This window comes from Aeoliella straminimaris (assembly GCF_024054565.1).
Taxonomy (GTDB): domain Bacteria; phylum Planctomycetota; class Planctomycetia; order Pirellulales; family Lacipirellulaceae; genus Aeoliella; species Aeoliella straminimaris.
On sequence record NZ_JAMXLR010000076.1, the window covers coordinates 85,807 to 107,051 of the forward strand.

The window sequence follows — 21,245 nt, forward strand, 5'->3', positions numbered from 1 at the left end:
GAACGCTACCGATCCATTCCACCTACTCGGCCCAGATCGAGCCCGTCACGGCGTAGCCGACGAACACCAGATAGAGCGCAATCAGGAACAGTGCCTTGGCCCGCGTGAGTTGCCGCCTGTGCCACAATACGAGCAGCGTCACTGCGGTCAGCACCCACAGCAACAACCGTAGGCCCACGAGCCCTGGGATGGGTTTGCCGTCCTGTAGCATCGAGACCGGTTCCCAGCCTACCAGGTAGGAGTTCACCAGCAGGGGAATCGAAAGACAGACGCAGATATCGAAAATGTTCGAGCCGAAGGCATTGGAGATCGCGCCCGAGTCGTCTCCCCGCATGGCTGCCCCGATCGAGAGGAAGGTATCGGGAACGCTCGACACGGCGGCCGCCAGGATGACGGCCACAAAGAACGTGGGCACGCCCAGCAGTCCGGCCGTCTGGCGGGTCGTTTCTACGAGAAAGTAACATGCCCCGGCCGCCACCAGCGTGGTGACGATGATAATGGTCCAGGCGCTAACAGGACCTATTGGGACGTTGAACAACCCGAACAGACAGCTCGCCTCGGTGGGTAGCTCCTCTTCCTCCTCCTGATCCTCTCGGGCGAGTGCTTCGGCATCGAGTCGTTTGCGGTGAAGGTAGGTGCCTCGCACCAGCATCAGCAGGTACACGCCGTACATGCCGAGGAACACCAGGGCGTGCCACCACTGCATTTGCTCTTCGTAAAGAAAGACGATCAGCAGCATCTCGCACACGAGAAACCACACGCCGTCGCGCGCCAGCACAACGTTCTCGACTTCGACGTGCCGCTGCGTATGCCGGCGATAGGACACCACCAGGGCGACGGCGGCCGGAATCAAGATCATGTTGTACACGGCACTGCCAGCGCAGGTGGCGATCGTGGCGCCGTAGCCCTCGGCTCCGGCTTCGGATAAAGCGGAAGGATCGGCCGCCGAGACGGCCAGCACCACGAAGAAGATTCCGCTGAATAGCTCCGGCATGCTGCTGGCCACTGCGTCGAGCGTAGCGCCACGAACGGAGCCGGGGATGCGAAGCCGTCCGCCGATCCACTGGGCCGTTTCGGCAAACGGGTCACAAGCTTGCCAGATGACGATGGCAATCAGGGCGCCACCGCTCATCAACCATCCCAGCGTCCAGCCAGCAAACCAACAAACGCCCATGGCCACCAGCACCAACGCGGTGACCCATAGCCCCGTGCGATCGATCGTGCTCTCGTCGAATTCAGCTTCGGGAGCAGGACTGACGGAATCGGTCATGGAGATCCAACACTTGGAAACTACGAACTTCGACTAACGTCGATGAGGCGACAATACTCGCCAGAAACGAGCGCGTCAGGTCTCATCTTCCGCCACTACAATTAGACAATCGTTGGGTTCCAGGCGATAGCGGGTGTTCTTTTCCGGTATTAGCTTGACACCGAAATTCTCGTCCATGTGCGTCTCCTTGGCGGTAATCTTTACCCCAATGCACACCTCTTCTCGTTTCTGCGCGATGCCCATCATGTCCGCAAAGCTCACCTCGGCAGGAAATTCCGTAAAGTAGAGCGATGCGGGTTTGAGGTAGATTTCCGAGCCGTCTTCGGAAAAGAGGTCGTCGTACACACGTTTGATGTCCTGCTCCTCGCTCACCTGGGCCAGCATCATACTCACAAAGCGATTGGAGATAATGAAGTCGTTCACACCGGCGCGGGCGATGAGCTCCTGGTTGTTCGAGTCCATCACTTCGGTAATCAGCTTGGTGCGTATCGTTTCATTGCCGTTGCGGGTGAGTTCGGCGTCGAAAAGTTGCCGCAGCAATAGCAGCACCACGATGGTCTCCGAATCGGTGGTCTCGGGATCGGGATTGTCGATGCCACGGCTGAGAATGAGGATGTTGTCGTAGGTCCAGGGTTCCACCGACGTTAGCGACTCGGAACTGAGCGGGCTGGCGTCGACCAGACGAATCTCGATCTTGTCAAGTTCCGCATCCAGCCGTTCGAGCGTGGAGCGAATGTCATCTGGCGGCGAATCGATCATCACGTCGAACGTCGAACCTTCCAGCACGTAGTCGGCATACTCGCGCAGAATCGTTGGCAATTTCGGATTCCAGCCGATCAGAAGTTCCCTTTCGATCCGCATTTCGACCCGGCCACCAGCAAGCTCGATGTCTCTGGGCCGCGCCACCGGCTCTGCCTGGAACTCGATGGTCGAATCGTCCTCGGCCAGGATCAGAATGTCGTCTGACGAGGCCATGATGCGATCGGGGGGTGGGTTGATCAGCAAATCGCCTTTCTTAGTCCGCAGTCCGAGCGGCACGCCATCGGGGAAATGGAACTGCAATTCGCCGAAAACCAGTCCGCCCCAATCGTCGTTGTGAAAGTACATTTCGCAGCCATCGAACGACAATGCTTCGCCATAGACGACGCTCAGGCCAACCGAACGCGACGTTTGCACCAGGATCTTGGCCAATATTTCCTGGGCGTCCACCGTGGTGACGTCGCTGCTGATGTCTTCGGCGATTGTCCGCGAGCGCTCGGTGAACAGTTCGGCCACGATGTTCAGTTCAGCCCCTTCTTCTTTGCCAGCTCCCACCGCCAGGATGGTCTTGATCACGCGGATGTCGCTGGCCACCTTCACGGCTTCGCTGGCCGCGTCATCGCAATACGCCAGCACAACGACGCTCTTGCAGGTCGACAGCGAAGCGATGTCCAGGTTCACCACCGACGACACGGCGCCCGAACGCGTTACCACGCGGGTGTTCTGAGTATCGGGCATCAGCAAGCTTAGCTGATCGTCCATGTACTCTTTTTCTCTTTCCGACAGGATCACCACGCACGGGTTATCCTCACTCTCGTTGGCGATCACCAACTCGCGCAGAATTTCGGTGACGCGGCCGTTCCAGCCGAGGATAAGCGTATGGTCGGACTCGATGACTTTCGAGTGGCCTTTGCGCAGCTGCGTGAGCTTCTGGTCCAGGGCGGTGGTGATAAACGCGATGAGCATCGAAAGGATCACCACACCCGACATGCCTGCCAACATGGCCGGCACCTTGAACCAACTATGCGACAGCAGGTCGTGGTTCATGTTGCCCGGGTCGGTCATTCCGAGCCACACAATGTACATCTGCTCGCCCATCGTGTCGGCATCGGTGTACTGATTCTGTCCCGCACCCATGAAGAAGTAGATGGCGAGCCTGATCAGCGAGATCGAGACAAACAACACCAGAAAAAACAGCATCAAGCTGATGAAGATGCTGCTGCCACCACGGGCCATAAACGAATCGAACCGGTAGCGCAGACGCTGCCCCAGCGATGGCGAACTCATGCAATGATCCCCCGCGAGCAATCAGTAACAAACTACCGTCCTTGGCCACGAAGCATCAACGAGCCTCGACGCAGCCGATGTGATTCCTGTAGGAAACTGCCGCGGATGCTTGTGGAAGTCTAGCTTACTTTGAAACCAGGGAGCGTAAAATCCTTAGATTCACCACATCCAGATCTTCTCCCGAATCGCTCTCGCCTTTAGGGGTTTCCATGTACATCGGGACTTTGCGGAAGCGTCGATCATTCAAGAGGTGGCGGAAAGGCTCCAGGCCCATCTCGCCCTCGCCAATCGCAGCGTGGCGGTCGACTCGCGAGCCGAACGGCTTCAGGCTGTCGTTCAGATGAAAGGCCTTCACCAATTTGTAGCCGACCGTTTTGTCCAGTTCACGAATCGTGGCCAGGTACTCCTTCTTGGTTTCCATTGCGTAGCCGGCGGCGAAGGCATGGCACGTATCGATGCACACGCCCAGGCGATCGGGGTTGCGCGTTTTCTCAATGATTTCGGCCAGGTGTTCGAACTTCCAGCCGAGGTTCGAGCCTTGACCGGCCGTGTTCTCCAGCAGCACTTGCGACTCGATGCCCCCCGTCTGCTTGTGCACCTCGTTCAGCCCCTTGGCGATCCGCCGGATTCCAACCTTTTCGCTGGTGGTGGTGTACGCGCCCGGGTGGGCCACCACGTAGGGGATGCCCAGCTTGGCCGCCCGCTGGAGCTCGATCACCAGGGCGTCGACCGATTTTTTCCACAACTCGTCATCCGGGCTGCCGAGGTTGATCAGGTACGAATCGTGCGCAATCGGGTGCTTGATGCCGAGTTCTTTGAGCGACGCCTTAAACCGCTCGGCATCCTCGTCCGTAAGTTCCTTGGCCCGCCACTGGTTGTTATTCTTGGTAAACAGCTGGACGCAGTCGCATCCAGCTTTGCTGGCGGCTTCGACGGATTTGTAATATCCGCCGGCGATCGACATGTGGGCACCGAGTATTGGCATGGGGGCTCGTTAAGTGTTGATGAATTGGGGTGAGCCAAGGTGGGCCCAATGACCAATGACGAAGTACCCAATGACCAGTTTCTGCGGACATCCCGCCAGGATTGGTCATTGCAGCTTGATCATTCGTCATTCCCCTCCGGGGGCTGTTGAACGGATAATCTTCGCGGCGTAAAATCGCGGGTTTCCCACCCTACACCATTCCTATCCGAACGAGAACATCCCGCCATGGAGCGCACACTCATCCTTTTGAAGCCCGACTGTGTTCAACGCCGCCTGATGGGCCGCATCATTTCGCGGTTCGAGGATAAGGGACTCTCGTTTGTCGGTATGAAGCTGATGCAGGTCACGCCCGAGCTGGCCAAGCAGCACTACGCCGAGCACGTAGAGAAGGCCTGGTATCCGACGCTAGAGTCGTTCATCACCGGTGGCCCGATCATGGCGGCGGTGCTCGAGGGCCTCGAAGCGATCACCGTAGTCCGCGAGATGCTCGGCGCCACCAGCGGCCTCAAAGCTGCTCCCGGAACCATCCGCGGCGACTTCAGCAGCAGCCGGCAGATGAACCTGGTGCACGGCTCCGACGGCCCCGAAGCAGCCGAGCGCGAGATCGCCCTGTACTTCAAGCCCGAAGAACTGGTCGATCATTCGCCGACCATCGCCCCCTGGCTGCGTGCCGCGGATGAATAGGCCATGAACCCGTTCCATCTGGCAATGCCGGTCTCCGATCTGGTGGCGGCTCGGAAGTTCTACGGCGAACTGCTGGGCTGCGCGGAGGGGCGGAGCGCCGACACTTGGGTCGACTTCAATCTGTACGGCCACCAGTTTGTGGTGCATCAAGTGCCCGGCTACCAAGCCGCGCGGCACTACAACCCCGTGGATGGCGATCAGGTGCCGATTCCGCACTTTGGTGTGGTGCTTTCGCCGGACGAGTGGCGGACGTTGGCCGATCGCCTCGCGGCTGCGGGGGTGGAGTTTGTCATCGAGCCGCATACCCGCTTTGCCGGCGAGCCGGGCGAACAGTCGACCATGTTCTTCTATGATCCCAGCGGCAACGCCTTGGAGTTCAAAGCGTTTGCCGACATCGAGCGGCAGCTGTTCGCGAAGTAAACTCCAGGCATGGGGACCAATAACGGCTTTTTCGTGGCGAAGTAGACAGTAACGTCCTCGAAGCGAAGGAGTGGAACATGAGTTTTGTGTTTGCTGCCCGGTGGCCGGCCCTCCTACTGCTAGTTTTCCTTACTAGCGCCCCAACGCTTGCTGCCGACGAAATGGCAGCGCGTGTCCAACAACTCGCAAAGCCCTATATCGAGGGCGGTGGCCTGGTTGGCATGACGGTGGGTGTCGTCCACGACGATGAAACGCTGATTCTGGGCCTTGGCCGCGTGGCTCGCGATGTCGAGCAAACGCCCGATGGGAATACGATGTACGAGATCGGTTCGGTGTCGAAGGTCTTCACGGGGATCCTGTTGGCCGATGCTGTCCAGCAGGGCAGGGCGGCGCTCGACCAACCGGCGGGCGAGTTGCTGCCCGCAGGCGTGAAGATGCCCGCTCGTGGCGAGCATCCGATCCTGCTGTGTCATCTGGCGACTCACAGTTCGGGCTTACCGCGACTGCCGAGCAATCTCGCCCCCAAAGATGCCACTAATCCCTACGCCGACTATACCGTCGACAATCTATACGATTTCCTGGATGGTCACCGGCTGCGTCGCGAGCCGGGAGAGAAGGTGGAGTACTCGAACCTTGGTGTAGGGCTACTAGGGCACTTGCTGGCACTGGATGCCGAACAGTCGTACGAAGAGCTCATGCAAGAGCGAATTGCCGAGCCTCTGGGAATGACCGATACCTGCATTGCGTTGAGCGACGAGCAGCGTGCGAGGCTTGCCAAGCCGTACAACGTGGATGGCGATGCGGAGGCCAACTGGGACCTCCCCACCCTGGCCGGGGCGGGGGCACTGCGAAGTTCTATGAGCGACATGCTGAAGTTCGCCTCGGCCGCATTGTCGCCGCCACCCGGCGAGCTTGGCAAGGCCATCGAACTGTCGTGGCAGCAGCATCAGGATCCTCTGGCCGAGGGCGATTTCGCCATGGGGCTCGCTTGGCACATCGCTCGCGACGGCACCACACGCTGGCACAGTGGACAAACCGGTGGTTACCACAGCGTGATCTACGTCAATCGCCAAATAAATGCCGCGGTAGTCATTCTATCGAATACTGCTACCGGGGAGATCGACGTGCTGGGCGAGCAGATCGTCCGCATGCTTGCCGGTGCCGAAGTCGAGCCTCGAAATTTTGACGAGCCTCTAAAGGTCGATCAGGCGATGCTCGATCGGTATGTTGGCAAGTACCAGTTGGTGCCGGGTTTCGTGCTGGAAGTCACCACCACCGACGGCAAGCTGTACGTGCAAGCCACTGGCCAAGGGAAAGCTCGCGTGCACCCACGAAGTGATACCGAGTGGTTCTACAAGATCGTAGATGCCAAGCTGGTGTTTGAAGTGGACGACCAGGGGAAATGCACGTCGCTCACATTGCATCAAAACGGCATGAAATTGCCGGCCAAACGCCTCGACGAGTGAGAGGGCGAGCTATTTGGCCGTTTGCCGCCGATCCAACAGCTCGTACCGCTGAATCTTGCGGTCGAGCGTCGAACGCTCGATGCCCAGGATCGAGGCCGCCTTGCTCTTGTTCCAGCCTGTCGATTCGAGCGTCAGCAGGATGTGCTGCTGTTCCATCTCGGCCAGCGAGCAGGGGGTAAAATCCTCGCCCGAGTGGCTGGAAGACGTACCACCGGTTTCGGTATCGCCGGCGGTCTTCAGCGTGGATAGAATAAGGTCGTCGTGGTCGATAAACTCGCCACGCGCTAGCACGACGGCCCGCTCGATCACGTTCTTCATCTCGCGGACGTTACCGGGCCATCGGTATTGCTGCAGTTCTTCCAACGCACGTGGGGTGAAGTCGCGAATCTTGCGGCCGGTCTCCGCGTTGTAGCGGTGCAGGAAGTACTTGGCGAGCTCGGGAATGTCCTCGGGCCGTTTGCGGAGTGCCGGGACGATGATTTCCAGCACGTGCAACCGGAAATAAAGGTCGCGGCGGAACCGCCCCTCGGAAACTTCTTTTTCCAGATCGCGGTTCGTGGCGGCGATCACGCGGACGTCCGCCTTGATGGCCTCAGCGCCACCTACCCGCTCGAAGGGATGCCCTTCGAGCACTCGCAGGAACTTGGCCTGAATCGTGGGACTCATTTCGCCGATCTCGTCGAGCATCAGCGTCCCTTTGTTTGCCTGCTCGAACTTGCCGACCTTGCGATGCGTGGCACCGGTGAACGCCCCTTTTTCGTGACCGAACAGTTCGCTTTCCAGCAGCGTTTCGGATAGCGCCGCGCAGTTCAGGCAGACAAAGGGGCCTTTCTTGCGAGGGCTGGAGAAGTGCACGGCCCGGGCCACCAGCTCCTTGCCCACACCGCTTTCGCCACGGATCAGCACCGTTGCTCGGCTGGGGGCAGCACGGGCGATTTGCTGGGCCACGCGGTGCATCGCTTCGCTGCCGCCAACGATTTCGCTCTGCACGCCAAGCTGCTCGCGGAGCTGGACGTTCTCGTCCCGCATCAAGTTCAGGTTCTCGGCCAACTCCTGCCGGCGGTCGAGATTCTGGAGCGTCATCGACACCGTATCGGCCACGGCCAGCGAGAACTCGAGGTCGTCGGGATCGAGCGGTCGCGCCGCATCGGTGGAGTACAGATGCAGGATGCCGAGCACTTTGCCATCTTGGCGAATGGGAGCGCAGATCACGCTGGTGGCCAGGATGTCGCCGCTTGAGTCGCGTGCGCCCAGTTGGCTGTCGTCCATCACGTTGCGAGCCAGCACACCCTGGCCGTCGCGCATCACGGTCGAGGCCAGGAACTGGCTCACCCGGTGGTACTTGTGAGCCGACTCGCTCCGCGAGGCGATTACCTCCAGGGTCTCGAGCGTTCGCCCGCCCTGCGCGTCGCGGCCGCGCAGCAGCAGTCCGCCCGCGTCGATTTGGGTACTCTCGAACAGTGCTCCCAGCGCCGTGTTCGCCAATGATACGACGTCGGTGGTCTTGGCCAGTTCAAAAGCCAGGCGGCACAGTTTTGCCGCCGCGCGACCCACCTTGGGCGTGGCGACCTCTTCGCCTTCGCCGGGGGCTGGAGCCTCCAGGAACCGGCTTTGTCCGCGGCGGTGCGTGATTTGCGTGGGCTCGACCGGTTCGAACACGCTTTCGTCGTCGTCGGGGTCCAGCACGTCCTGGTCGGTATCCACGGGACGGGACGTTCGTAGCACACTGGTTGGATCGGGGAATGCGTGCGACAAGTTGTCCACGAACGCCAAATGCGAATTGCCGATGCGGATGATGTCGCCTGGCTCGAGATGGTAGTCGACCTTGATGGCCGATCCGTCCACCTGGGTACCGTTGCGACTATCCAGATCGCGAAGCGTCCACTGATGCTGGACCTGGAAAATCTCGGCGTGATTTCGGCTGCACCGCTCGTCTTTCACGACGATGGCATTGGTGGGAGCGCGCCCGATGGTGACCGACTCGCCTTCGACCAGACGAAAAACGTCGGTCCATTTGGAGCCTTCGCGAATAACCAAATAGGCGGTCATCGAATAATTGGGGTCCTGCAATACCTTACGATCGGGGGAAACGGGCTCGGGCCACCGCGCCACCCGGTCTGCTGCCCATACCCTCAGCCTATTCTTATCATACCCAGGTGAGCAAGCCTGAGGATGCGGAAATGGGCTGATAGTCAGAACTTACGAAGAATTGATGTTGCCCGCTTTGAGCATATAAGGGGACAATCGGCCGAGAAGCTGCAGAACTTGCCCCTCTGGGGCCGAAAGGAGCCGAGTGTCCACTTGGCGGTGAACGAAACTTATTGCGAGCTACCAACTTAGCAGTTATTGTAGATTGGCTGACGCGGCGGCGTACGACCAGTGTTTGCAGAGCACTGTCTACCGTGCCTGTTGCAGCGCCCTACATTGTACCCAAACCGGACTGCCGTACCCGCGGCCGCCTGTGAGAACCCGGGAGAGAACGAGATGCGATTCATGCCCCGTTTAAGCCTTTTGGCCTTAGCCATTGCCGCTGTGCTGGTGGCTCAGATCCAGCCCACTTATGCGGGTGGTTTTATCCGCAGTAACGCCGTGGGCGGCGTGAGCATCGATCCCGAAGGTGTGGTGTCCAATCCCGAAGTGGGCGATCCCGAACAGCTAGCCGCCGCCTGGAAGAGCGGGTTGGATGAAGTGCCAGGCGATATCGCCAAGAAAAGCAACTTGCGCTTTGTCTCATTGCGTGAGATGGAAGCCATCGTCGCCGAAAAACGCGAGGCTGGCCTGCCTGTGCCTGATGAGGTGATGCTGATGGCTGGCCTGCAGCGGGTGCAGTACGTGCTGGTCTATCCTGAGACTGGCGATATCGTGCTGGCCGGTCCTGCCGAGGGATGGCGAGTCGACAACCTGGGCAACGTGGTTGGTCAAACCACGGGTCGGCCCGTGGTGGCCCTGGACGACTTTATGGTGGCTCTGCGAGCTGCTATGGCCCAACCAGGGGCCGGCATGAGCTGCTCGATCGATCCCACGCCCGAGGGCCTGGCTAACGTGCAGAAGGTGTCGAAGCGATTCACGCCCAACACCGGTCCCGAGCGGGCTTCGAAGGCCATTGCCGACGCCATGGGCTATCAAACGATTTCCGTTACCGGCATCCCCGCCACTTCGCATTTCGCCCGCACCCTGGTGGCGGCCGACTTCCGCATGAAGCGGCTGGCCATGGGCTTCGAACCCTCGCCCGTCGAAGGCATGCCCAGCTACTTGGAGCTGTTGGGCAAGAAGCGCGGTCGCATCTCGCAGAATATGCTGCCCCGCTGGTGGCTGGCCGCCGACTATCAGCCCATGCTTCGCGACGAATCGGGGCTGGCCTGGGAGCTTCGCGGTCAGGGCGTCAAGTGCATGACCGAAGAGGATTACGTCAATTCGCAGGGCGAGAAGACTGGTTCGGGTAAGGCTAACGGCCCTGCTCAGCAGTGGGCCGACACATTCACCGACAAGTTCGAAGAGTTGGAAGCCCACGATTCGGCCTTCGGCCAACTTCGCAACGTGATGGACCTGGCCGTGGTCACCACATTGATCGTGCATGAAGGAATGGCCGAGCAAGTGGGGCTGCAGATGCCCTGGCTCGCCGGCAAGTTCGAAGTCGATCAGTTTTCGGCTCCCAAGCAGGTGGCTACCCAAACCACCTTTATCCGAGCCAGCGGCCGCTGGCTGATCAGTGCCTCGGGTGGTGTGCAAATCTTGCCTGGTGAGATTCTCTCGGCGAGTGAAAAAACCGAGAAGATCGCCGCCGCTTCCCAAGGAACCCGCGTCGCCAGCGAAAAGAGCTGGTGGTGGGACGCCAAGTAGGCCGCCAAGCTGTGGCGCGTGCGGAGGACGCATCGCCCTGCAAGTTGACCGCGTCCCAGCAGTCCCATTGCCGGATTTCGTTTGGGAGCACAACGCATGCACGCTGCCTCACAAGCTGTCGGCGGCAATCTGCTGAATCAGCCCGTCGAGTACACGTGGGACAAGCAGTCGCACGGCACTTGGCGGCGGTACATGTACACCGACGGCTCGATGTTTGCCGAGTACACCTCCGCCACGCAACTCGGCAGGCTGCCGCTGGTGCACATCACGTGGGGAAAGTGCCCTGAAACAGGCCGCCGCATTCACGCCGTGGGCGTCGTGGCGATTGGTCGTCGGGCAACCGGTGCGATTGCCATCGGGCAAATGGCGGTCGGGCTGATCGCGATCGGGCAACTCGCGCTTGGCGTTGGTTTGGGGTTGGGACAAGCATCCACCGGCCTGCTGGCCGTGGGCCAGGCTGTGATGGCGGGCATGTTTGGTTTGGGGCAGTTCGTCTACGGCGGTTACGCTGCCATCGCCCAGTTCGGCATGGCTCCGTACGTGCTCGCCCAATTCGGACTCGGTCAGCATGTGATGGACATGCGGGCCGTCGATCCAGTGGCCAGGGAGTTCTTTCTCAGTTGGATCGGTCAATAGCCCAACAGTTACGACTTGCTGTCGAGCAGATCATTCGACCGCGCTGGGTTTCCTTTAAAGCACGCACCACACTCGAAGCAGTCCGACTCCAAACGAGTTGTGTGCAGGGATTTGATGCTCAAAAGCCGTAACCCCGGCAAGATGATCTCAGCCAATTGGCCCGGCCGCATCTCGACGGGCGAAAAGAAGCCAACGCCTGTCCGCGAAATGTCTCGCGTGACAATGCCGTACAGGGTTTCTTCGTGCAGCAGGATGCAGCGAGTTTGCCAATCATAGCGGTCGAAGGTCCGCAGGGGGGCATGCACGTTCGAAAGCAGTTCTTGGTGGGCCTCGTGCAGGTCAAGCGATCTCGGCAGGCGAACGGTCGACTGCGCCTGCTTCCACAGGGCGTCGACAATGATCTTGGACGAAGGTTGCGCGCTCGACATCTGGCGTTCCAATGGCCAATGACTACAAAACCTCTGCCCGCTTCACGAACTCCTGAAGGGTTCACGTCAGTTGTTCTGCAATCAATTCGTCCATCTTGCGGTAAACTCTGTACTCATTCTGCCACTGAAGTTCTGGCTACTGGTTCGGGATGCACGGGTTGGTGGCAGCCTATCGACTAAGCGGGCCCGGGCCGTCGGCGAACCAAGCAGGTAGTGGTGTAAAAGGACCAATTTCAGAGTTCCCGGCCACCAACTGGATAGGCGGCCTTGGCTGGCAGCCACCTGGCCCGCGCCTGTCGCGGCGATTCTCTAGCCTCCCTCGCTTTGTGAACATCTGTGCGCTGAAAAATTCCGTTGCCACGCGGCTCCGCCAGGCGCTCAGGTTTTCGGCTGCCATGCTCCCTGGGGTACGCGAAACCGCAACGGTTTTCCACAGGACGTTTTTAGTGTAAAACTGCCAACTATGATCGAAGAACTCACAAATCGCGAACGGGAAGTTGTCCGGCTCATCAGCCTGGGCTGCAGTAATAAAGAAATCGCCCGCATCTTGGGCCTGGCGGTGTCGACCGTCGACACGCACCGCACGAACGCCATGAATAAAATGGGCGTTCGCAAGGTGGCGTTGCTGACGCGGGTGGCGATCAAGCATCGAATTACCAAGGCGACGGATACCCTCACACTGTCCGAAAAACGGAAGGCCCGCCGAAAAAAGGATGGGTGGAGTTAATCCGCTCGCCCGGATCTCCTGGTTGTACGGCTTCTTAACCAGCCGATTGCGGTGCTGCTTGGTTGTGAACACCGGCAAACGCCCTATACTTTTTGGGGGATTTGCAGGCGCGTTTTGCTGCCGTGACTTCTGTTTATCGTCAGCACATCTCTTGTCCCTCGGCCTGTCAGTTTCAGCCTACTATGAGGAGGTATCTTATGATTCGATTTCGTTTGTTGTGTGCGCTAGCTGCCAGCGTGATGGTGGCCAGTCTTGCCTCGGCTCAGGATAAACCCAACATCCTTGTCATCTTTGGCGACGACATCGGGCAGACCAATGTTTCGGCTTATACCATGGGCCTGGTTGGTTATCGCACGCCCAACATCGACCGCGTTGCCAAAGAGGGCATGATCTTCACCGACTATTACGCCGAGCAAAGCTGCACGGCCGGTCGGTCGACCTTTATCACCGGCCAGTGCACCTACCGTACCGGTCTGGCGAAGGTCGGTCTGCCAGGCGCCGATCTCGGCCTGCAGTCCGAGGATCCCACCATTGCCGAGTTGCTCAAGCCGCACGGCTACGCTACCGGCCAGTTTGGTAAGAATCACCTGGGCGACAAGGACGAGTTCCTGCCCACCGCGCATGGCTTCGACGAATTCTTTGGTAACCTCTACCACCTGAATGCTGAAGAAGAGCCCGAGAACCGCAACTATCCCACCGACCCCGAGTTCCGTAAGAAGTTCGGCCCGCGCGGTGTGATTCACAGCTACGCCGACGGCCGCATCGAAGACACCGGCCCGCTCACCAAGAAGCGTATGGAAACCGTCGACGACGAAACCTCCGACGCCGCGGTCGACTTCATCGAGCGCCAAGTGAAGGCCGAAAAGCCGTTCTTCTGCTGGATGAACACCACACGCATGCACTTTCGCACGCACGTTCGTAAAGAAAACCGCGACGAGCCCGGCCTCACGGCCCGTACAGAATACGCCGATGGCATGATCGAGCACGACAAGGTTGTTGGCAAACTGCTCGACAAACTCGACGAGTTGGGCATCGCCGAAAACACCATCGTGCTGTACTCCACCGACAATGGTCCCCACAAGAACACCTGGCCCGATGCCGGTTTGAGTCCCTTCCGCAACGAGAAGAACTCCAACTGGGAAGGGGCGTTCCGCGTGCCTTGCGCTATTCGCTGGCCCGGAAAGATTAAGGAGGGCAGCGTCTCCAACGGCATTGTCAGCGGTCTCGATTGGCTGCCGACCATCATGGCCGCTGTCGGCGAACCGGACATCAAGGAGAAACTCCTCGAGGGCCACGAGGCCGCCGGCAAGACCTTCAAGGTGCACCTCGACGGTTACAACCTGCTGCCCTACCTGACCGGCGATGCCGACGAGTCGCCACGTAAGGAATTTTTCTACTTCAACGATGATGGTCAGATCGTCGGCTTGCGGTTTGAAAACTGGAAGCTCGTCTTCCTCGAACAACGTGCTCGTGGCACGCTCAAAGTGTGGGCCGAGCCATTTACGCCGCTCCGTCTGCCGAAAATGTTCGACCTGCGGGCCGACCCCTACGAGCAAGCGGATATTACGTCCAACACGTACTACGACTGGCTGTTGGACCATGCCTTCCTGCTGGTTCCTGCCCAGCAGTACGTAGGCAATTTCCTCGAAACGTTCAAGGAATATCCGCCTCGTCAGAAGCCGGCAAGCTTCAACCTGGACGAAGTAATGAAGAATCTTCAGGAAGCACCGAACCACTAATTCGGCAGTTTCCTTCGGCGGCATCCATCGTTCTGACGCCGCTGATGCTGACAACCCCACTACACGTCGACCGTGTCCGGCTCTATGCTCGTCATAGTAGTGCCGGGCACGGTCGTTTGCAATTTGTGTTGAGGGAGTCGCATGCATATTTCCATCGATCTCGATGATTTTCGCGTCACGGGGGAGCAGAAGTTCAAGCTCGCGAAGCACGACACCAAGATCAAAGACATCTACAAAGACAAGGGCGACTACAAGGATCTGCTCGAGGAGTTCGCGGAAGAAATCAACGAACTGCAGCGGATGATGTACGCCCACGACCGGTACAGCATGCTGCTGGTGTTCCAGGCGATGGACGCCGCTGGCAAAGATGGCACCATTCGACACATCATGTCGGGCGTCAACGTGCATGGTGTTTCGGTGTTTGCGTTCAAACAACCCAGCCCCGAGGAACTCGACCACGACTTCCTCTGGCGGACCAACCTGCGCTTGCCTCAGCGCGGGCGCATCGGCATTTTCAATCGCTCCTACTACGAGGAAGTTCTGGTGGTGAAGGTCCACCCCGAGATCCTCCAAAATGCGCAGAAATTGCCGGCCGAATTCACCCAGGATATGGACAAGTTCTGGAAGCACCGATACGAGTCGATTCGCGACATGGAGAAGCATCTCGCACACTCGGGCACCAAGGTGCTCAAGTTCTTCCTGCATCTCTCTCGCGACGAACAACGCGACCGCTTCATTGCTCGCATCGACGAGCCGGAAAAGAACTGGAAGTTCAGCGAGGGCGACGTTGCCGAACGCAAGTATTGGGACGAGTACCAACAGGCCTACGAAGAAGCCATCAACGCCACGGCCACCAAGCATGCCCCCTGGTACGTCATTCCGGCCGACGACAAGAAAAACATGCGTTTGATCGTCTCCCAGATCGTGCTCGAAGAACTCCAGTCGCTCGACATGCACTACCCTCAGGTTTCCGACGCCCGCCGCGCGGAACTCGAGAAGTACCGCGAGATGCTGGAGAAAGATTGAGCGTGGCGGCCCTCGCCGCCGCTATCAGGTGTGCTACCCGAGCCTCCCACGCACGCGGTAGGAGTCTTGGGAGATTGTTATCCCGAATCACGTCCGTGGCCGCGATGCTCTCTGGTTCGGGCAATCTAAGCTGCTCACCGCACCCGCGCGGCGGAGCCAGAATGGTGGCAAGCAGGAGAGTCCGTGCCAACCGGCTGTCTTCATGTGGCGGTTTCGCATGAAGGACCGCCAGTCGCACATGCTACCGGATGAGCAGTAGTTGTGTCATAATGTCCGAGTCGCCGGGCGACTTCTGCTTGGCGTGGTTCGAAGGTGCTGAGATTTGTGGGTGCGCTAATGATTGACCACTGTAGAGTTGCTGTCTTGTTGTTGTCGCTGTTGGTAGGTGTGGTGCTGATGTCGCGTGCCGACTCGTCTCCTATCGACACTACCAGCGTTGGGTACACGTTTTCAGGCAGGCTGGGGCAAATTCCTCCGAGCCTCCAAGGCACGTTGCACCGAAATGAAACCATTGAGGGGATGGTCGTACTGGAAGACACTCCCTTTCAGGTGGCGAGTGGATTCGCGCGGTATCAGGTTTTAGAACTGGAGTTTCATGTCCGCGACGCTCTGCAATTCCATGTGCTGTCCGAGTACTCTGATATTTCCATCATCGACGACGCCATCGTCGATGTCGTCCAACTGCATGTCGAAGTCGACGGCGCAGGGAACACCGTGCTCGTGAATGGCCCACCGGCGGTGGATGACTTTCTGATTCGCCTGCTCTACCTTACCGAACCCTTGAACAGTACGGATCTGCAACAGGAGTTTGTCCGCCCCGCGGGGATTTTTGAGGGAATCTTGTCCTTCGAAGGCGAAAGCCAAAGCTTGCACTTCGAAGTGGATCAGTTTACGCAAGTGCCGGAACCAGGTGCCGCGTGGTTAGCTGGGGTGGGGCTGGCGCTAGTAGGCATGCGGCGACTGAGGGAGCGGGGGAAGTCTTCTTGAATCGTCCAATGGTGGGTGGCTACACCTGCCGCAGCGGTCCGTAAGGCACGAGATATCTCATCGGCTCCAGGATTGAGTTCTGATCGGCGGTCCGCCGGTGCGGGCGCGATGCTGTCGGTAAGTTTCGCCACGCCTTGCGGCTTGTAGTACAATGGACGACTTGTGGAACCCGCGTGAATCTTCACTGTCGCACCAAACGAGTCTGCCATGAGTCGATTTGCCCCTATCGCTCTTCTTTTCTGGTTGTTGACCGCCAACCTGTCGGCCCAGACGCCTGGAATCGAGGACGCCAAGGAGAAAGACGCGCCCGACAGCGGTGCCTCAGCCGGTTTCGGTTCCTTCGATTTGTTCGGCGGCAGCAACCTGACGGAGACCTCGGAGAACCTGGTTGAGGCTTCCGCATCAATGGAGCGGTTTGGAGATTCCCTCGAAGCGGTTTCGGCGACGCTGATCGATGGGCTGGCGCGAATGAGCAGCGGGTTCGATCCACTGGGGTATCAAGGTGCGTTTCGTACGATCGCTGAGCAGACGGAAGTGATCAAAGATCAGCAAGTTCTGATCTATGAGTTGCAGCAGCGCGAAATCGACCGGCTAAAGCAGGAGAACGAGCAGCTCCGCCGACGCTTGGCGAGGCACCGCCAGCAGAAGAGGGCAGAAAGTCGCAAGACTCCGCGGCGAGGGCGGGGCCGCTAGAGCGTTTTCCGACTTGCCTGCTGCGTATTTGCTTGTGTCCTCCTGCGGGAAGGTCTATACTGCCTCGCGCAGTCGCTGCTTATCTGCTCTCTTTTCTCTCGCTTCGGAGTTGTCCCGGCAGTCCATCTCCCCGCAGGAGTCGACTCATGTGCACCTGGCGATCTCGAGTTCCAGCTACGGCCCTGACGATTCTCCTTGTTACCGCGTCGAACTCGCACGCGGACACCATTTCCGATGGCGAGTTCTTCGACTCCGATTGGACGGTGGGCGGCTACACCACCGGCGTGGGCGCCGCTGCCGGCACGTTCTTCGGTGGCAATCGCAGCGCCGGTCCGGGCGACGACGGGGGAGAGATCACCGGCAACCCGGGGGCTTATCGCCACTTTGGCCAAGTTCACGGCGGTCGCCAGAATGGCACGATGACCATCCGCACGATGCACATCTACGAGCCCCACAGCTACGACCCCTCCCCGGGGCCCCTCGCCGACTTCGACATCGCGTTCGACGCCCTGGCGTTCAGTGTGAATGCCGATGGCGGCCAGAGCCATTCGCTGAATGTGGGGCCAGCCCTGCGACAGGAGAACAACTACTTTGTCTCTCTCTCGGGCGCCGCCGGCAACTTTACGGCCTTTGACCAGTGGGAGTCGTTCGAGTTCAACAATCTGGCCGCGGGCGTCTTCGCGTACATCGGTGGCGTGAACCCGGCCCCGCAACTCGATTTCTCGTCCACCGCCGAGCCGATTCACTTCGGCTACTATGCCTACAACGAGGGCAACTTCACGACCTACGGTCGCGGCGGCGTCGACAACTGGCAGCTTTCGATCTTGCGCGTGCCGGAGCCCAGTGCGTTGCTGTTAATGCTGGTGGGTGTGGGCCTGACGGCAGTCGTCTGGGGGAAGCGGCCCGGCTACTGCGACTAGTCCTCTTCCGTACGGTAGTGCGGCTTGGGGTCCTCCGGTTGCTGTGAGACCTCGACCAATAGCTGCGTAACCGCTTCGGTCAGCTGGCGGTCGACGCCGGTGGGTAGTTCGCCTGGCTGGGGCCACAGGATCGTCCGCGGTACGGCGCCGTTCAGCTCCATGTCCTCGCCGGTGCCGACGACGAACCAGCCGCGGAACGGCATTCGCATGCGGCCGACATCCGTCACGCCAACGCTCCCCGTCGAGATCACGCCACCCGCCGTGGGTACGCCGACCAGTTTGCCGCGATCGAGCGACTTGATGGCGTGGCTGAAGATCTCGGCGTTCGAGAAACTGTTCTGGTTACACAGCACGATAATCGGCTTATGCCACGAGGCGAACACCTGCCGGTCGTGCGGGTAACCTGCCTGGCCACCGCGCGGCACCGTGATGGCGTGGCGTGGCTGCGTGAGCGACGTCAACAGCAAGTCGGTGGTCCAACCGCCGCCGTTGTCGCGGACGTCGATCACCAAACCCTCCTTGCCATGCCCGGCCGCGTAGAGCTGCCGTTCAAACTCGTTGAAGCTGGGCATGTCCATGCTGCGTATGTGCAGGTAGCCCAAGGTGTTGCCGCTCAGGTGGTCGACGCGGTCGCGACTGTCTTCCAGCCACTTGCGATACAGCAGCGATCGAGCTCGTGAGTAGCTGGTGGGGCGCACCGTGGCGGTGAGCGTTTCGTCCGCGTCGGGCTTTTTGAATTTGAGCTCCACATCGCGATCGGGCCGGCCGTTCAGGGCTTTGGTCAGGTCCATCGCCGGATCGACGGCGACACCATCGATCTCGAGCACCGTATCGCCCGCGGCAATATCCACATCCTCGCGGTCGGCAGGTCCATCGGGCAGCACGTCGCGAACCACCAGGCCTGGGCCCTTGGAATCGGCTTCGAAACGCAGACCCAAGTGGGCGGTGCGGTCGGGGAAGTCCGGCGCGTCGTAGCGATCGGACTCGCTGGGGTAGAAGCCAAGGTGCGAGCCGTTCAACTCGCCCAGCATCAGTTGAATCACGGTACCGAACGTCTGCGCGTCCGTCGCACTGGTGGCCGCCTCGCGGTAGCGGCGGCGGATCTGGTCCCAGTTCTTACCGCCCGTGCGGGGATCGTACCAGCGGTCGCGCATGATACGCCACGCGGTGTCGAAACCGTTGGCGAAGCGGGCCGAACGGGAGTACTGCTGCACCGCCGAGAACGAATAGCGAGTGGCCTTGCCGCTGCCGTCGATCTTGGTGGGCGCGCCGCCCGAGTTCAGGAAGATGGCCTTCGCGCCCGGCGACCACACCGCCGCGCCGCCCGTTGTATCGCTGAAGAATTTTGGCGAAAGCTTCTCCGGCAGCTCAATGGTGTAGTAGCCGCGGCGGCCATCGATCTCCGCGGTGAACGCCAGTCGCTGCTTGTCGCCCCCCAGCCAAACCAACCCGTGCTCGTCCACACCCGGCAGACTCACGCGATGCAAGCGATCTTCGATGCCCTCGAGGTCGACCACAATCGGTTCGATCTCTTCGTCGTCCTTTTTCTTGTCGTCCTCGTCTTCTTTGTCTTTCTCATCCTCCTTGTTCTCTTCGTCCTTCTCGTCCTCTTTCCCGTCGTCCGCCTCTTTCTTCTCGTCGTCTGTCTTCTTCTCCTCGGGCTTATCTTTTTTGGCCTCCTTCTTGCGCTCCTTTTCCATTTTCTTCAGCGCTTCTTCGAGCTTTCGTTCGCGGGCGGTTTGCTCGTCGAGGCGGTTTTCGAGATAGACGTAGTAGATGTCCGACTCTTCCCCCAGTCGCAGGCCGGTGAACGCCAGCACCTTACCATCGGGCGAGAACCGGGGGTGCGTGTCGTTATCGGGGTGCCGCGAGATGTTGTACGGCGGCTCGGAGCCATCGATAGGCAGCAGATAGACCTCGCTGTTGAAGTCGCTGTCCTGCTGCGAATAGGCCAACCAGCGACCATCGGGCGAGATGTCGAAATCGGGCGAGTCGAAACCTTCGATCAACCGCCGCGCGTCGCCCGACTCCAACTCGCGAATCCACAGGTCGCCCAGGCCGCGGCAGTACAGCAGGTTTTTGCCGGTAGGATCCAGCCGCAAGTGGCTTTCCACTTCGTCGTCGTCGGTCACTTGCTTGGTGGTAAACTCGGTGTTCCGCCACCAGTACTTCTCTTCGTCGTCGCGGGTGGCGGTGTAGATGTCGACTCGCGGGCCGTCGGTCGACGTGAACCACAGCGATTTGCCATCCGGGCCCCAGACGACGTCCGACTCGAAGCCGGGCGTCTCGGTCACCTGCACCGGCTCGCGGAACTCGGTGTCCATCACCCACACATCGCCGCCGGCGACGAAGGCGATCTCCAGTCCATCGTCGCTGAAGGCGATGTCCGACGCCCGATCGAGACGACGCCGCACCAGGTCGTCGGGGATGGTCAGGTCGTCGCGGGTTTCGAGCTTGATCTGCTCGGCCGCGCCCGCCTCTTCGGCGTTCCATTGGTAGAGGTCGAACCCATGGCGGTACACCACCAGCGGCGCGTTGCGGGCCACGGTTGGCAATACGACCGAGTGCGTATCGACGTCCAGCACCTGATGCTTGGTAACCGGCTGGTCGGCTTCGCCCCCTTCGAGGACAGCCGGGGAGATTTCGGCCCGCCACAGGTCGAACCCTTCGCTGGGACCGGCCGCGTAGTAGAACGACTTGCCATCGGGCGCCCAGGTGGGCCAGTACGATTCGATGTCGTCGTGCAGCAGCTCGACCACTTTGTTCGATTCGAGATCGAGCATCCAGACCTGCGCGGACCGGGTGCCACGATATCCCTTCCGCCACCACCGCATGCCCTCGCGGTTGAACAAAATGCGCCGGCCATCGGGCGACAGCGAGGGTTCGTCAGCCGCCATGTCGGCCAGCACTTCGTCGCCGCGGCTGCCATCGATCCACACGCGGATCAGCCGCGTCTGGTCGCGCCAATGATGATCGCGACTGCCGGTGCACAGCAGCGACTTGCCATCGGGAAACCAGTCGTGCACCGCGTACCCTTCGGTGTGATGCGTCACCTGTTTGGGCTCACCCCCACCGGCCGGCATCACGTACACCTGGTCGGAGCCGGTGCGATTGCTGGTGAACGCCAGCCGCTTGCCATCGGGCGAGTAGACGGGATAACTCTCGCGGGCGTCGTGCGAGGTGAGCCGCCGCGGGAACCGCTGGCCGAGTCGCAACTGCCACAAATCACCATTCCAGGCAAACGCCATCCGCTCGCCATCGGGCGACAGGGCAGGGCGGCCGGGGAGTTGCATCGTGTGGTTGGCCCACGATTCAGTGGCCAACAGCAGAAGAACGAGCGCAGCAAGGTACCTGTGGAACATGGTTTCGAGCGATGCT

17 protein-coding genes are annotated in these 21,245 nt (G+C 60.1%); 11 read left to right on the forward strand and 6 right to left on the reverse strand.

The features are described 5' to 3' along the window. Positions 1-22: 22 nt before the first annotated feature. From NG895_RS22005 to NG895_RS22015, 3 genes are all read right to left on the reverse strand, one after another. Positions 23-1,270 (reverse strand): sodium:calcium antiporter, encoded by a 1,248-nt coding sequence (locus NG895_RS22005; RefSeq protein WP_252854695.1) that lies wholly within the window; start codon positions 1,268-1,270, stop codon positions 23-25. A gap of 75 nt (positions 1,271-1,345) precedes the next feature. Continuing rightward, on the reverse strand, positions 1,346-3,316 hold the full coding sequence (locus NG895_RS22010; protein WP_252854696.1) for a CASTOR/POLLUX-related putative ion channel: 1,971 nt from the start codon (positions 3,314-3,316) through the stop codon (positions 1,346-1,348). A gap of 124 nt (positions 3,317-3,440) precedes the next feature. Further along, the gene (locus tag NG895_RS22015) at positions 3,441-4,301 is read right to left on the reverse strand and encodes a deoxyribonuclease IV (RefSeq protein WP_252854697.1); all 861 of its coding nucleotides are present in this window, start codon (positions 4,299-4,301) and stop codon (positions 3,441-3,443) included. Between the two features lie 225 nt (positions 4,302-4,526). Here NG895_RS22015 and ndk point away from each other — a divergent pair, with 225 nt between their 5' ends. The 3 genes from ndk (at position 4,527) to NG895_RS22030 (ending at position 6,871) form a co-directional block, all read left to right on the forward strand. Next, positions 4,527-4,985, forward strand: a complete 459-nt coding sequence (gene ndk, locus NG895_RS22020) for a nucleoside-diphosphate kinase (RefSeq protein ID WP_252854698.1) — start codon at positions 4,527-4,529, stop codon at positions 4,983-4,985. Between the two features lie 3 nt (positions 4,986-4,988). Further along, the gene (locus NG895_RS22025; RefSeq protein ID WP_252854699.1) at positions 4,989-5,405 is read left to right on the forward strand and encodes a VOC family protein; all 417 of its coding nucleotides are present in this window, start codon (positions 4,989-4,991) and stop codon (positions 5,403-5,405) included. Positions 5,406-5,482: 77 nt separating this feature from the next. Further along, entirely contained in the window at positions 5,483-6,871 is a 1,389-nt protein-coding gene (locus tag NG895_RS22030) for a serine hydrolase (RefSeq protein ID WP_252854700.1), read from the forward strand. 9 nt (positions 6,872-6,880) lie between these two features. Here NG895_RS22030 and NG895_RS22035 read toward each other — a convergent pair whose 3' ends face one another. Beyond that, positions 6,881-8,920 carry a sigma 54-interacting transcriptional regulator gene (locus tag NG895_RS22035; RefSeq protein WP_252854701.1) on the reverse strand — a complete coding sequence of 680 codons (2,040 nt, stop codon included), beginning with the start codon at positions 8,918-8,920 and terminating at the stop codon, positions 6,881-6,883. A 435-nt stretch (positions 8,921-9,355) separates the two neighbouring features. On the opposite strand from NG895_RS22035, the gene NG895_RS22040 reads away from it, so the two are divergent. Both NG895_RS22040 and NG895_RS22045 read left to right on the forward strand, forming a co-directional pair. Beyond that, entirely contained in the window at positions 9,356-10,711 is a 1,356-nt protein-coding gene (locus NG895_RS22040) for a DUF1598 domain-containing protein (protein WP_252854702.1), read from the forward strand. A gap of 96 nt (positions 10,712-10,807) precedes the next feature. Beyond that, complete coding sequence (locus NG895_RS22045) at positions 10,808-11,347, forward strand: hypothetical protein (protein ID WP_252854703.1); 540 nt, start codon at positions 10,808-10,810, stop codon at positions 11,345-11,347. Between the two features lie 8 nt (positions 11,348-11,355). Here NG895_RS22045 and NG895_RS22050 read toward each other — a convergent pair whose 3' ends face one another. Further along, entirely contained in the window at positions 11,356-11,775 is a 420-nt protein-coding gene (locus tag NG895_RS22050; protein WP_252854704.1) for a PilZ domain-containing protein, read from the reverse strand. Positions 11,776-12,238: 463 nt separating this feature from the next. Between NG895_RS22050 and NG895_RS22055 the strand changes: the two genes are divergently transcribed. From NG895_RS22055 to NG895_RS22080, 6 genes are all read left to right on the forward strand, one after another. Next, on the forward strand, positions 12,239-12,502 hold the full coding sequence (locus NG895_RS22055) for a LuxR C-terminal-related transcriptional regulator (RefSeq protein WP_252854705.1): 264 nt from the start codon (positions 12,239-12,241) through the stop codon (positions 12,500-12,502). A 197-nt stretch (positions 12,503-12,699) separates the two neighbouring features. After that, a complete protein-coding gene (locus tag NG895_RS22060; protein ID WP_252854706.1) occupies positions 12,700-14,241 on the forward strand; it encodes an arylsulfatase in 1,542 nt (513 codons plus the stop codon). A 141-nt stretch (positions 14,242-14,382) separates the two neighbouring features. Beyond that, positions 14,383-15,267 carry an ADP-polyphosphate phosphotransferase gene (locus tag NG895_RS22065; protein ID WP_252854707.1) on the forward strand — a complete coding sequence of 295 codons (885 nt, stop codon included), beginning with the start codon at positions 14,383-14,385 and terminating at the stop codon, positions 15,265-15,267. A 336-nt stretch (positions 15,268-15,603) separates the two neighbouring features. Continuing rightward, a complete protein-coding gene (locus NG895_RS22070) occupies positions 15,604-16,254 on the forward strand; it encodes a hypothetical protein (protein WP_252854708.1) in 651 nt (216 codons plus the stop codon). Between the two features lie 207 nt (positions 16,255-16,461). Then, positions 16,462-16,947, forward strand: a complete 486-nt coding sequence (locus NG895_RS22075) for a hypothetical protein (protein WP_252854709.1) — start codon at positions 16,462-16,464, stop codon at positions 16,945-16,947. Between the two features lie 146 nt (positions 16,948-17,093). Then, entirely contained in the window at positions 17,094-17,867 is a 774-nt protein-coding gene (locus NG895_RS22080) for a PEP-CTERM sorting domain-containing protein (RefSeq protein WP_252854710.1), read from the forward strand. Here the strand turns inward: NG895_RS22080 and NG895_RS22085 are convergent. After that, a complete protein-coding gene (locus NG895_RS22085) occupies positions 17,864-21,229 on the reverse strand; it encodes a S41 family peptidase (RefSeq protein ID WP_252854711.1) in 3,366 nt (1,121 codons plus the stop codon). The two genes, NG895_RS22080 and NG895_RS22085, sit on opposite strands and share 4 nt — an antisense overlap. Positions 21,230-21,245 lie beyond the last annotated feature (16 nt).

Bases quoted from the DNA above. Each gene is read 5' to 3' on its own strand.
- NG895_RS22030 (WP_252854700.1), top strand. From the start codon at position 5,483: ATGAGTTTTGTGTTTGCTGCCCGGTGGCCGGCCCTCCTACTGCTAGTT.
- NG895_RS22005 (WP_252854695.1), bottom strand. From the start codon at position 1,270: ATGACCGATTCCGTCAGTCCTGCTCCCGAAGCTGAATTCGACGAGAGC.
- NG895_RS22085 (WP_252854711.1), bottom strand. From the start codon at position 21,229: ATGTTCCACAGGTACCTTGCTGCGCTCGTTCTTCTGCTGTTGGCCACT.
- NG895_RS22010 (WP_252854696.1), bottom strand. From the start codon at position 3,316: ATGAGTTCGCCATCGCTGGGGCAGCGTCTGCGCTACCGGTTCGATTCG.
- NG895_RS22035 (WP_252854701.1), bottom strand. From the start codon at position 8,920: ATGACCGCCTATTTGGTTATTCGCGAAGGCTCCAAATGGACCGACGTT.
- NG895_RS22060 (WP_252854706.1), top strand. From the start codon at position 12,700: ATGATTCGATTTCGTTTGTTGTGTGCGCTAGCTGCCAGCGTGATGGTG.
- NG895_RS22055 (WP_252854705.1), top strand. From the start codon at position 12,239: ATGATCGAAGAACTCACAAATCGCGAACGGGAAGTTGTCCGGCTCATC.
- ndk (WP_252854698.1), top strand. From the start codon at position 4,527: ATGGAGCGCACACTCATCCTTTTGAAGCCCGACTGTGTTCAACGCCGC.
- NG895_RS22075 (WP_252854709.1), top strand. From the start codon at position 16,462: ATGAGTCGATTTGCCCCTATCGCTCTTCTTTTCTGGTTGTTGACCGCC.
- NG895_RS22045 (WP_252854703.1), top strand. From the start codon at position 10,808: ATGCACGCTGCCTCACAAGCTGTCGGCGGCAATCTGCTGAATCAGCCC.
- NG895_RS22025 (WP_252854699.1), top strand. From the start codon at position 4,989: ATGAACCCGTTCCATCTGGCAATGCCGGTCTCCGATCTGGTGGCGGCT.
- NG895_RS22065 (WP_252854707.1), top strand. From the start codon at position 14,383: ATGCATATTTCCATCGATCTCGATGATTTTCGCGTCACGGGGGAGCAG.
- NG895_RS22050 (WP_252854704.1), bottom strand. From the start codon at position 11,775: ATGTCGAGCGCGCAACCTTCGTCCAAGATCATTGTCGACGCCCTGTGG.
- NG895_RS22015 (WP_252854697.1), bottom strand. From the start codon at position 4,301: ATGCCAATACTCGGTGCCCACATGTCGATCGCCGGCGGATATTACAAA.
- NG895_RS22070 (WP_252854708.1), top strand. From the start codon at position 15,604: ATGATTGACCACTGTAGAGTTGCTGTCTTGTTGTTGTCGCTGTTGGTA.
- NG895_RS22080 (WP_252854710.1), top strand. From the start codon at position 17,094: ATGTGCACCTGGCGATCTCGAGTTCCAGCTACGGCCCTGACGATTCTC.
- NG895_RS22040 (WP_252854702.1), top strand. From the start codon at position 9,356: ATGCGATTCATGCCCCGTTTAAGCCTTTTGGCCTTAGCCATTGCCGCT.